Origin of the sequence: Halioxenophilus sp. WMMB6 (genome assembly GCF_033283405.1) — a bacterium.
Lineage (GTDB): Bacteria > Pseudomonadota > Gammaproteobacteria > Pseudomonadales > Cellvibrionaceae > Halioxenophilus.
In genome coordinates this window covers 307,340-318,628 of sequence record NZ_JAWMQR010000005.1, presented here as the reverse complement: position 1 = coordinate 318,628, position 11,289 = coordinate 307,340, and the positions used below count along the sequence as shown (strand labels likewise).

At 53.7% G+C, this 11,289-nt stretch carries 9 protein-coding genes and 1 tRNA gene; 5 read left to right on the top strand and 5 right to left on the bottom strand.

Going from position 1 to position 11,289, the window contains the following annotated elements:
* Window positions 1-403 precede the first annotated feature (403 nt).
* From rplT to SBL51_RS14615, 5 genes are all read right to left on the bottom strand, one after another.
* Entirely contained in the window at window positions 404-760 is a 357-nt protein-coding gene (rplT, locus tag SBL51_RS14635; RefSeq protein ID WP_317931769.1) for a 50S ribosomal protein L20, read from the bottom strand.
* 33 nt (window positions 761-793) lie between these two features.
* Window positions 794-988, bottom strand: coding sequence for a 50S ribosomal protein L35 (gene rpmI, locus SBL51_RS14630; protein WP_317931768.1), 195 nt, complete (start codon window positions 986-988; stop codon window positions 794-796).
* Between the two features lie 629 nt (window positions 989-1,617).
* A complete protein-coding gene (gene infC, locus SBL51_RS14625) occupies window positions 1,618-2,157 on the bottom strand; it encodes a translation initiation factor IF-3 (RefSeq protein WP_317931777.1) in 540 nt (179 codons plus the stop codon).
* A gap of 129 nt (window positions 2,158-2,286) precedes the next feature.
* Window positions 2,287-4,209: a threonine--tRNA ligase gene (gene thrS / locus SBL51_RS14620; protein WP_317931767.1), complete on the bottom strand. Its 1,923-nt coding sequence runs from the start codon at window positions 4,207-4,209 to the stop codon at window positions 2,287-2,289.
* A 504-nt stretch (window positions 4,210-4,713) separates the two neighbouring features.
* Window positions 4,714-4,790, bottom strand: a tRNA-Val gene (locus SBL51_RS14615).
* A gap of 167 nt (window positions 4,791-4,957) precedes the next feature.
* On the opposite strand from SBL51_RS14615, the gene SBL51_RS14610 reads away from it, so the two are divergent.
* The 5 genes from SBL51_RS14610 to SBL51_RS14590 are packed head-to-tail and all read left to right on the top strand — an operon-like array spanning window position 4,958 to window position 11,248.
* Window positions 4,958-5,911 carry an NAD-dependent epimerase/dehydratase family protein gene (locus SBL51_RS14610; RefSeq protein ID WP_317931766.1) on the top strand — a complete coding sequence of 318 codons (954 nt, stop codon included), beginning with the start codon at window positions 4,958-4,960 and terminating at the stop codon, window positions 5,909-5,911.
* Complete coding sequence (locus tag SBL51_RS14605) at window positions 5,908-6,969, top strand: glycosyltransferase family 4 protein (RefSeq protein WP_317931765.1); 1,062 nt, start codon at window positions 5,908-5,910, stop codon at window positions 6,967-6,969. The genes SBL51_RS14610 and SBL51_RS14605 overlap by 4 nt, the downstream gene beginning before the upstream one ends.
* Window positions 6,970-6,971: 2 nt before the next feature.
* Window positions 6,972-7,829: a glycosyltransferase family 2 protein gene (locus SBL51_RS14600; RefSeq protein WP_317931764.1), complete on the top strand. Its 858-nt coding sequence runs from the start codon at window positions 6,972-6,974 to the stop codon at window positions 7,827-7,829.
* 24 nt (window positions 7,830-7,853) lie between these two features.
* On the top strand, window positions 7,854-9,065 hold the full coding sequence (locus SBL51_RS14595; protein WP_317931763.1) for a hypothetical protein: 1,212 nt from the start codon (window positions 7,854-7,856) through the stop codon (window positions 9,063-9,065).
* Window positions 9,062-11,248 (top strand): glycosyltransferase, encoded by a 2,187-nt coding sequence (locus SBL51_RS14590; protein ID WP_317931762.1) that lies wholly within the window; start codon window positions 9,062-9,064, stop codon window positions 11,246-11,248. The genes SBL51_RS14595 and SBL51_RS14590 overlap by 4 nt, the downstream gene beginning before the upstream one ends.
* Window positions 11,249-11,289: the final 41 nt, after the last annotated feature.

Sequence of the window (11,289 nt, the reverse complement as noted above, 5' to 3'; positions counted from 1 at the left end):
ATTGCCTTCGTCGCGTCGAAAAACTCGGCGTAATCGCGTCGAATTTCTGGGTTTTTCGACGCTCGCAAAAGCTTTCAGCTTTTGGCAATGCTCCTGCATTGCTGTTTACCTACTGAAGGCAATAATCATCCTGATGATTGCCTTCGTCGCGTCGAAAAACTCGGCGTAATTGCGTCGAGTTTCTGGGTTTTTCGACGCTCGCAAAAGCCTTCGGCTGCACCTTGGTGTCTGAGCTATCCACTAGGTTTTGCTGTTACTGGGTAAATTGATGGGTATGCTTGCCGCAGCTTTCAGACACAGAATTTTGAAACCCATAAACACAAAAAAGGGAAGAAGCCAGAGCCCCTTCCCTTTTTTGGCCGTTTAGCCGGGCTCTGTTAACAGCTCGGCTTCGCGAATGGGTTTATGCCAGGGCTGCTTTCGCTTTGTCGACGATGGCAGCAAAAGTGGCTTTGTCGTGAATGGCCAGGTCGGCCAGAACACGGCGGTCCAAATCGATGTTGGCTTTCTTCAAACCGGCAATCAGGCGGCTGTAGCTCATACCCAATGCACGAGACTGTGCATTGATACGGGTGATCCACAGAGCGCGGAAGTTACGCTTTTTAACGCGACGGTCGCGGTAGGCGTACTGACCGGCTTTGATAACAGCCTGCTTGGCTACACGAAATACGCGTGAACGCGCACCATAGTAACCTTTTGCAGCTTTCAGAACTTTCTTGTGGCGACGGCGCGCCTCTACTCCACGTTTTACACGGGCCATATCCTAATCCTCTTAAACTATTCTGGAAGCCAATTACTTGGCACGGAACATACGATCTACCAGCGGCGCATCAGCAGCATTCAAAGTAGAAGTGCCGCGCAGGTGACGCTTACGCTTGGTAGTCATTTTGGTCAGGATGTGGCTGCGGTTAGCGTGTTTGTGCTTGTAGCCGCTAGCGGTTTTTTTGAAACGCTTGGCGGCACCACTGTGTATTTTAGCTTTTGGCATGGTGTCTTAACTCCACTGTACGGCCCTTGAAGACTCCATCAAAAACGATGGGGGGCCAAACTGTTGATTAAATAAGCAGGTCGGTAGCTAAAAACCTGGCTGCTTTTTACCTGCTGATTAGCAATTTTCGTCCTGAAAATTGCTAATCGTCGCACTTCGTTCGCACAGCTCGGCAAAGCCGAGCTGGCTCTCTGGTGCTCGCATAAGCCCAATTTTGGGCTTATGGGTGATGCTTCCTGCATCACTTTGTTTGGTCTGCAGTGATCCGTGACCGGGGCACTTCATACCGATAAATCGCCGGGGACACTCTTCGAGCCAACACCGCAAAGCCGAGCTGGCTCTCTGGGGCTCGCATAAGCCCATTGCTGGGCTTATGGGTGATGCTTCCTGCATCACGTTGTTTGGTCTGCAGTGATCCGTGACCGGAACACTTCATACCGAGCTCAGCCTAAAAGGCATTAGCTAGTACGGGGTTACGGCGCTTTTATAGCCAAAACAGCAACCTCGCCCTGGAATTCGGGGCCGCAATTCTACTTTTAGTTGCCCAATACGTAAAGCCCCAGGGCGGTAGGATCTCACCTTCTACCCCAGGGCTTGGCCCGCCAGCCTGCTCGGCTGGCTAATTCTGCTTATTTGCGCTTTTTGGGCGCCAGTACCATCAGCAGTTGGCGACCTTCCATCTTCGGCCGCTGCTCAACTACTGCGTACTCTTCCAGATCCTTCTCGATGCGCTCCAGCATCTCCATACCCAGCTCCTGGTGAGCCATCTCACGGCCGCGGTAGCGCAGCGAGACCTTGGCTTTGTCACCATCTTCCAGGAAGCGGATAAGGTTGCGGAGTTTAATGTTGTAGTCGCCGATATCGGTACCCGGGCGGAACTTCATCTCTTTGACCTGCTGCTGCTTCTGCTTCTTCTTGGCAGCCGCCTTCTGTTTCTTTATCTCAAAAAGATGCTTACCGTAGTCCATAATTTTACAGACTGGCGGATCAGACTCGGCCGTCATTTCTACCAGATCAAGACTGGCGGCCTGCGCTGTGCTAAGCGCTTCTTCGATGGGAACGATTCCAACTTGCGTACCGTCTTCGGCAATCAGGCGTACTTGAGGGACCTGAATTTGGTCGTTGATCCGGGCCTTTTTTGAACGTCCGGGAGTTGCATCTCTTTTGATAGTTAGATCTCCTAAATATGAGGCACCTGCCCCCTTTCGCTGTAGCCTTGGTCGTCAATCTGCCGCAAAGCAACCGGCTAAGCTCGAAACAAGCTTAGCCGAATGTCAACAGAGCGCAAAAATAGACGATTAAGAGTCAACCCGGGCCCGTTTCGCCACCGCTGCAGTCAGCAGATCGCAGAAAGCATCGATGGTCATGGTACCTAGGTCTTCACCGTTACGGGTGCGCACAGCTACAACGTTGTTTTCTACTTCCTTATCGCCGGTGACCAGCAGATAGGGAATCTTCTGTAAAGTGTGCTCGCGGATTTTAAAGCCGATCTTTTCGTTTCTCAAGTCAGAAGCCACCCGGAAGCCCCGTTCGCGCAATGTTTCCTCGACTTTCGCAACATAAGCGGCCTGATTGTCGGTAATATTGAGCACCACCGCCTGAGTAGGCGCCAACCAGGCCGGGAAGGCACCCTCGAAGTTCTCAATCAAAATACCGATAAACCGTTCAAAGGAGCCGAGAATAGCCCGGTGCAACATCACCGGTACCTGACGGCTGCCATCTTCGGCCACGTACTGGGCACCCAGGCGACCCGGCATGGAGAAATCGACCTGCATGGTGCCACACTGCCACACCCGGCCAATACAGTCGCGCAGGGAGAACTCAATCTTCGGCCCGTAGAAGGCACCCTCACCCGGCAACAGATCCCACTCCAAACCCTTGGCATTGAGAGCATCGGCCAACGCCTGTTCGGCCTTGTCCCACACCTCGTCAGAGCCGACGCGGTTTTCCGGGCGGGTAGAGAGACGAATAATCACCGACCCAAAGCCGAAATCACGGTAGACCGCGTAGAGCAGGTCGGTAAAGATCGATACCTCGCTCTGAATGGCATCTTCCTCACAGAAGATGTGGGCATCGTCCTGGGTGAAACCGCGCACCCGCATAATGCCCTGCAAGGTGCCCGAGGCCTCGTTGCGGTGACAGGAGCCAAACTCCGCCAGGCGCAGTGGTAGATCTTTATAAGAGCGTAAACCCTGGTTAAACACCTGCACGTGGCAGGGGCAGTTCATGGGCTTAATGGCAAAGTCGCGGCTTTCCGACTCCACGGTGAACATATCATCGCGGAATTTATCCCAATGACCGGACTTCTCCCACAGGGTGCGGTCGACCACCTGCGGTGTTTTGATCTCTTTATAGCCGTTATCACGCTGCACGCGGCGCATGTACTCTTCAATAACGGTGTAGATAGTCCAGCCGTTGGGGTGCCAGAAGACCATGCCCGGCGCCTCTTCCTGCAGGTGAAACAGGTCGAATTTTTTGCCCAACTTACGGTGGTCGCGCTTAACCGCCTCTTCCAGGAAGAGCAGATGCGCCTTGAGCTGTTTCTTATCGGCGAAGGCCGTGCCGTACACGCGCTGCAACATCTTGTTGCTGGAATCACCACGCCAGTAGGCACCGGAGACACGCTGCAGCTTGAAGTGCTGGCAGAACGACATGTTGGGCACGTGCGGGCCGCGACACATATCGATGTACTCTTCGTGGTGATAGAGGCCAGGCTGATCATCTTTGGCGATATCCTCATCCAGGATACGCACCTTGTACTCCTCGCCACGGGCGATGAAAGTATCGCGCGCCTCAGCCCAGGAGACCTTTTTCTTTACCACCTCATAATTGGTGGCCGCCAGCGCCTGCATACGCTTTTCCAGCGCCTCGACATCCTCTTCGGTGAGCTTGTGCTCCATGTCGATGTCGTAATAGAAGCCGTTTTCAATGGTGGGACCAATGGCCATTTTGGCATCAGGCCACAGTTGTTTAAGCGCGTGGCCCAACAGGTGAGCACAAGAGTGGCGAATAATCTCCAGGCCATCGGCATCTTTCGGAGTAAAAATCACCAGCTCGGCATCGTCGGTGATCAGATCAACGGCATCGTGCCGCACACCATTCACACGACCACCCAAGGTCGCTTTCGCCAGGCCAGGGCCGATATCGGCAGCCACTTGCAGAATGGATACAGGCTGTTCGTAAGAACGTTGGGAACCGTCGGGCAGGGTAATTACCGGCATGGGCGTCTCCTTAGTCAGTGGTGACTCCTACCAAAAGCCACGTGAGAGAGTTTGTGAAGCAGCCAGGCTGCTATGCGAATTTATCCTCCGGCCGATGGCCAGAGCTGTAGCGAGAGAAGGTGATCACGCGAGTCGTAGACCGACTCAATAACCTTCCCATCCACCATAACTGGATGGCGCTGCGGCACACAGACCGTGCCGCTCGGCAGCCAAGCTGCCGGGAGCCTTTTGCGGGCAGATAATTGCTCCTGCATGATCTGCATTTCCACCATCCATGGTGGTCACCTGTGCCGGGAAACACGTTTTTTCATAATTCATGGATGAATTATGAAAACTTAAAGCCCCAGAAAAACCGCCGATCCAATCCCGCAACCACCTATCTAGATGGAGCTGCGGCACAGGGACCGTGCCGCTCGGCAGCCAAGCTGCCGGGAGCCTTTTGCGGACATGCGCCGCGAAAGGCGTTTGGGTAAAAATCAGGGATGATTTTTACCCAACTTAAACTGGTACGACCGAGTGGACTCGAACCACCGACCCCCACCATGTCAAGGTGATGCTCTAACCAACTGAGCTACGGTCGTATTATTTTCACACGCTCAAATGGATCTCGTTTCCCTTTGAGTGTGTCGCATTTTGCCCGCCCTGAACATTTGGGCTCAACAAAATTGAGGCGCGCACTTTACCAATTTGAAAAGGCCCTGGCAAGCGGTAAAAACCCTTTTTAAATTAGAGGCTTAGCTGGCATTATATGGCGAACACAATAACTGCGAGTGAATGGAGTCCCACAATCAGCGCCATCGCCATTACCGGAGCCTCCGGATTCATCGGCCAGGCCCTGCTCCCCGTGCTATCGGCCGCCGGCCACCAATGTTTAGGCCTTTCGCGCCAGCCCCAGCCCGGCATGCAGAGGGTGAACTATCAATCCCGCGCGCAACTGGTCTCCCTGCTGGCAGGCCAGGAGTGCTTGGTGCACCTGGCCGGTGTCGCCCACAACCCCACGGCCCGCGAAGCCGATTACCAGGCCGGCAATGTACAACTCACCGCCCAGATTACCAAAGCCGCGAAAGAAGCCGGCATTCACCAGGTTATATTGATCAGCAGCATCAAAGCCATGGGCGAGCAGACACCCCCCGGGCAACCGTTCACCGCCGAAGCCCTCTGCCGGCCGGAAGACGCCTACGGGCGCAGTAAGTTGGCCACCGAGCAGGAGTTTATCTCCCTGTGTGAACGGTTCCAGCTGCAGTGGACCATTATCCGCCCACCGCTTGTCTACCACCCCAGCGCCAAGGGCAATATCGAACGGCTCGCAAATGCTATAAAAGCCGGTCAATGGCTCCCGTTTAAAGGGGCAGACAACCAACGCGATTGGGTATCTCTGGCGGTGCTGAACGACCTGATCCTCACCTGCATTGATAACCCTGCCGCCCACCAGCAGATCTTCCTGGCCAGCGACGGCCAACCGCTCTCCACCGAGGCGATGGCCAACCGCCTGGCCGCGGACCTGGGCCTAAGCGCCAAGCTCTTTAAGCTGCCAAGGCTGGTGCGCCTGCTTATGCGCATTATCCCGGGCCTGGCGCGCACCGAGCAAAAACTGTTTGGCAACTTAACGCTGGATATCCGCCACACTACCGAAACTCTGGCTTGGCAGCCCAAATGTAGTGATGGCGATCACCAAGCAAGTGTGAATCCCCTAGCCAAATGAGCACGACGATTCTTGCCACCACTCTTGCCGCTCTGATTTCACTAGTCGGCACCATAGTGGGCACCGGTCTCTACCGCAAAGCCGCCATCGCCAAAGGGATGATTGATCACCCCAATGAGCGCAGCTCTCACAAACAGCCTACCCCCACCGGCGGCGGCGTGGTGGCTGTCGTATTTATATTAGCGCTGTGGGTATTTGCCTATTTTATGGGCTGGATCACACTCAAAGAGAAGATCGCGCTGATTATCCCCGGCCTGTTGATCGCCATCACCGGCTTTTTGGATGATCGCAAGCCACTGAAAAAACGCTGGCGATTCGGTATACAGATCATTGCCGTAACCATCGTAATCGCCCTGCTCTACCCACTAGCCCCGCTCCCGCTCTGGCCCGGCCTGGCGTTAAATCTAAACAGCTGGGCCCTACCGCTCGTGGCAGTAGCCATGCTCTGGCTGATCAACCTCTATAACTTTATGGATGGCATTGATGGCCTGGCTGCAAGCGAGGCCATAACGGTATTGGTGAGTGTGGCAATCATCAGTAGCCTAGCTGGCTCTCCGACAATGGCCCTGTTATGCCTAAGCACCCTGGCACCGCTAATCGGATTCCTACTGTGGAACTGGGCCCCGGCAAAAATTTTTATGGGTGACGCCTGCTCTACGTTCCTAGGCATCAGCCTGGCCACACTGGCCCTGATCAGCGCTAACTCCGCCACTATCAACCTCTGGTGCTGGGCAATTCTACTGGCTGGATTCATCGTCGATGCCAGCTACACCCTGTTGGTGCGTATGCTTACGCACCAAGCCTGGCGCTCTCCCCATCGCAGCCACCTCTACCAAAAGTTGGCCAGCAGTAAAGCACTACACGCCCGCACCACCCTGCATTACTGTGCTTACAACCTACTGATTTTGCTGCCCGCAGCGTTACTGGTGCAATTTTGCTGGCACAACCTTGGCCCCCTGCTGTTTGTGGTCGGGACGCTGCCAATCATCTGGCTTGCCCACCAAAAACAGGCGGGTCTACCAGAGCAGGCAGCCAATAGACACCAAGAGGTTCGCTAGCAGTGCGCTTAACGGCATCACTGGTGGTTCACGACTGGCACTGGCCAGAGCTAGAGAGCTGCCTTGCTTCGCTTAGCCTGGCGATGGTTAAGGCACTGCCGGATGCTTCGGCAGAACATGGCCACCTGACGATACTCTACAATGGCCAGCAGCCACTGCCCGACGCCGCCGGAGATAAGGTCGCGGCCCAATTTGGCTTTCCGTTCACGCTGGTTAGCGACGCGCCCAATTTAGGCTATGGCGGAACCAACAACCTGGCCATCCGCCCGCTCCAGGAGCAGGCCTCACCGGGTGATTACCACCTGGTGATCAACCCAGACACCACCCTGGCTGCAAACACTCTACAGATACTGTTAAAGCAGGCCACAATGGTGGCCGATTGCGGCCTGCTGAGCCCAAAACTGCTGGATGAAAACAATACACCGCAGTGGGGTAACAAGCGCTACCCCTCCGCCATGGTACTGCTCGCACGACTATTACCGGCGTTGCTGCGCTGGCCACCACTGGCCCAACTCAATAAACACTATCAATACCAGGATCTGGCCAATACCACACAGGCCACAGAGGTTGAACTATGTAGCGGATGTTTTTTGTTGGCCAGTGTAGAATGCTGGCTCAAATTACAAGGCTTCGACGATCAGTACTTTATGTACTTTGAAGATTTCGACCTTTCACTGCGTGCCCTCGACGCCGGTTTCCGTAACGTGTATCTCCCCAGCGCAGTTGTCTACCACCAGGGGGGCTACACCGGTAGAAAAAACTGGCTACACAAAAAATGGTTTATCGCTTCGGCCTGGCAATTTTTTTCGCGGCACGGGTTTCGTGTTTGGCAGGTTGGTGTAAAAAATAAAAGTACGTAGAGTTTGGTGGTAAGTAGTTCACGAATGAGCAACGAAAAAAAACAAGCGGCCAAGAGCAGGCACCTACTGTTTGTAGTAGGTATGCATCGCTCGGGCACCTCGGCACTCACCGCCGCACTCTGCCAGGCCGGCGCCAGCGTCGGTAACGATACGCTCGCGGCCGTTGCCGGCATCAATGACGAAGGCTTTTGGGAAGACCGTCAGGTTGTTGAATTAAACGAGGCCCTGCTTGAGTACCACAACTTAAGCTGGTTCGATCTAGATGCTGCCGATACCCACATTTGTGGTAACGCCCCACTGGCTGAACGGGGCAAGGCCATTCTGGCCAAAGGTTTTGGTGAGGGCTGCGTTGAGGTAATAAAAGATCCTCGCCTCTGTTTAACGCTTCCTTTTTGGCTAGACATCTGCCATACGCTGGCTATTACTGCATCAGTTTGTTTCATCGAGCGCTCGAGCGATGAGGTCGCCCAATCGCTCCATAAGCGAGATGCCTTTCCAATCGATTATTGCCTGCAGTTGATCGCCAGTTACCAACAAGCCATTGCAAACGTTAAGCAGAGTTTACCCTCTTACGCGGCAGTGGTTTACGATCAATTGATCACCGCCACCGATAAAACCATTAACGGTGTAATCGCTTCGCTGGAACTCCCTCTCACACCACACCAAGTTAGCGGCACCAGTGCCGTTAAGCCAGCCCTGCGTCATCACCAGAGCAACACCGACGCTGCTGAGCCGCACCCGAACAGATCGCCAGATTCACTATTAAAATCGATGACCCACGCGTTTGTAGAGCGAGGCATAGTGTTAACAGAGCTTGGCCAGCAACACAGTGATGCACTCGCAGTTATCCAAAAGCGGGACCAACAACTTGAGCAAACCAACGAGCAACTGGCAAGCGTGGGCGAAGAGCACAGTACCGCGCTCGCAACCATTACGCTTCGAGATGAACAATTGGCCGATGCGCAAGGTCAATTGGCCAAGCTTGGCAAGGAGCATGCACACGCTTTAAACGTCGTTGGCGAGCGCGATCAACAGCTGACGCTACTCAATCAGGAGCTCACCCGTATTGGTGAATTACATAGCCTGGCCCAAGCAACCGTGCAGCAGCGGGATGAACAGATAAATCAGATTAATTCGGAGCTAAGCCAAGTCCAACGGGAACTGGCTATCCACAAAAGCTGGAGACGTAAAATTTTGGCCTCTCTGGGGTTAATGGTAAGAGAAAATAAAAAATGAATTATATTGACGTAATCGTCCCCGTATACCAAGGATTGGAAGAGACGCAAGAGTGCATTCTGTCGGCCCTGCGCACCATAGATAAAACCATTGGTCAGCTAATTGTTATCAATGATTGTTCGCCGGACCCAGCGCTCAGCCAATGGCTGCGCGATGCCAGTGCCAGCAATGAGTTCCTACTGTTGGAAAACGAGCACAATCTTGGTTTTGTCGGCACCGTTAATCGCGGTATGCAATTAAACCCGGAACATGATGTTGTGCTGCTTAATAGCGATGTCGAAGTTGCCGGCGACTGGTTAACCAGAATGCGCACCGCCGCCAACCGCCACCCCAAAATCGCCAGCATCACCCCCTTTTCCAATAACGCCACCATTTGCAGTTTTCCCAATTTTTGTGAAGACAACGTTCTGCCCTTTGGCTTGGATGTAGAAGCATTGCACACCCACTTTTCAGCATTATTCGATGGTCAGGAGCCACTTACCATCCCCTCGGGCATCGGCTTTTGCATGTATATGCGGCGTAAAGCGATTACTGAAATTGGTTATTTTGATGAAAAGACCTTTGGCCGCGGCTATGGTGAGGAGAACGACTGGTGCCACCGGGTTGAGAAGGCGGGCTGGCTGAACAGTCTGCAGACAGACATCTTCGCCTACCACAAAGGCGGTGTCAGCTTCGCCGACGAGCAAAACGAACGCAAGCATACGGCGATGAAGTTGATCAATAAACTGCACCCCAATTATGAGCCGGGGGTGCATGCCTTTATCAAACGCGATCCCATTAAATCGTTTCGCTTACAGGCGTTGTGGAAACTGGTCGCCGAACAATCAAAACGTAAACTACTGCATATCAGCCACCGGCTAGGCGGCGGTGTACAACAGCATGTTATTGAATTGAGCGAGTTATACCAGGACGACACCATTAGCTTGCTATTAACACCAGAGCAGGATGGCGAATCGGTGGTTGTCTCCGTGTTGCAAAATAGCAGCTCCTGCAAAGACAGCCTGGTATTTCAGGCGGTGGAAGAGTACGACGACCTGCTCCGGCTACTGAAAAGCGTGGGCGTGAGCTATGTCCATTTTCACCACACCATGGGATTGCACCCAAAGCTTTGGCAGCTCGCTCAAGATATTAACTGCCCATACGACTTTACCGTTCACGATTACTACTGCATTAACGGCAACCCTACGTTGATCGATGAAAACGCCCGCTATTGTGGCCATCTGCCAACCAGGGAGATGGATGCGGCCTGCCACAAAGCCTACCCTATTCCGGTTAGTGCAGAGCAGTGGCGAATTAACCAGCAGCCGATACTGGTGAATGCCGAGCGGGTCATCTACCCATCGCTGGATACCAAACTTCGCTTCGAACAATATTTTTCACTACCTCAGGGTCTGGCTGCCTGGCACCCGGATTACGCGCAGGCGGCACCCTACCCCGATCCAGAATTTAATTTCGCGAAAGGTGAGAAATTAAAGGTATTGGTGCTCGGCGCTATTAGCCGTGAGAAAGGTGCCGATATGCTGGAAGCGGTAGCCAAACAACTGCCCAATTGCCAGTTTGAACTATTGGGTTACGCCTACCGGGCACTGGACAGTAAAGTAGTTACCCATGGGCCCTATGAACAGAGCGCGGTACAGGCGTTAATTAAAGCGATTGCCCCGCAGGTTATCTGGTTCCCCTGCTCCTGGCCGGAAACCTACAGCTACACACTCAGTACCGCCCTGCAAATGGGCCTACCCGTAGTCGCCCCGGATATTGGTGCTTTCGCCGAGCGGTTACTAAACAGGCCCTACAGCATTACACTGCCCTGGGATTACAGCGTTAATGAGTGGCTGCAGTTTTGGCAAACTTTGCAAAGCGAGGGCAGCTTCCCCCGCTGGCAACCACAACCAGAACTCGACACAGCCGCCATTCATACCCATTTTTATGAGGCCGAGTATCAGAGCGGTGTGGTAGTTAAGCCCGGTGATGCATCGGCACTGAACAGCGAGCTGTTAACCAGCCACTATAAATTTCAGACGCAGGCATTAAACCTGAAAGAGAAGCTATTGCGATCTGTTTGGGGCATCAGCCGGCTGCCCATTATTGGCCGATTGGTAAACCTGTTACCCTTTGAATTCAAACGCGCCTTTAAACGCGCTCTCTCGGCGCGACCGATCCACGATATTGTCAATCATGAATAGCCCGGTTTACACCGGGCATCGCCCAAGATAGAAATATAACG

Bases quoted from the DNA above. Each gene is read 5' to 3' on its own strand.
- rplT (WP_317931769.1), bottom strand. From the start codon at position 760: ATGGCCCGTGTAAAACGTGGAGTAGAGGCGCGCCGTCGCCACAAGAAA.
- rpmI (WP_317931768.1), bottom strand. From the start codon at position 988: ATGCCAAAAGCTAAAATACACAGTGGTGCCGCCAAGCGTTTCAAAAAA.
- thrS (WP_317931767.1), bottom strand. From the start codon at position 4,209: ATGCCGGTAATTACCCTGCCCGACGGTTCCCAACGTTCTTACGAACAG.
- SBL51_RS14610 (WP_317931766.1), top strand. From the start codon at position 4,958: ATGGCGAACACAATAACTGCGAGTGAATGGAGTCCCACAATCAGCGCC.
- SBL51_RS14605 (WP_317931765.1), top strand. From the start codon at position 5,908: ATGAGCACGACGATTCTTGCCACCACTCTTGCCGCTCTGATTTCACTA.
- SBL51_RS14595 (WP_317931763.1), top strand. From the start codon at position 7,854: ATGAGCAACGAAAAAAAACAAGCGGCCAAGAGCAGGCACCTACTGTTT.
- SBL51_RS14590 (WP_317931762.1), top strand. From the start codon at position 9,062: ATGAATTATATTGACGTAATCGTCCCCGTATACCAAGGATTGGAAGAG.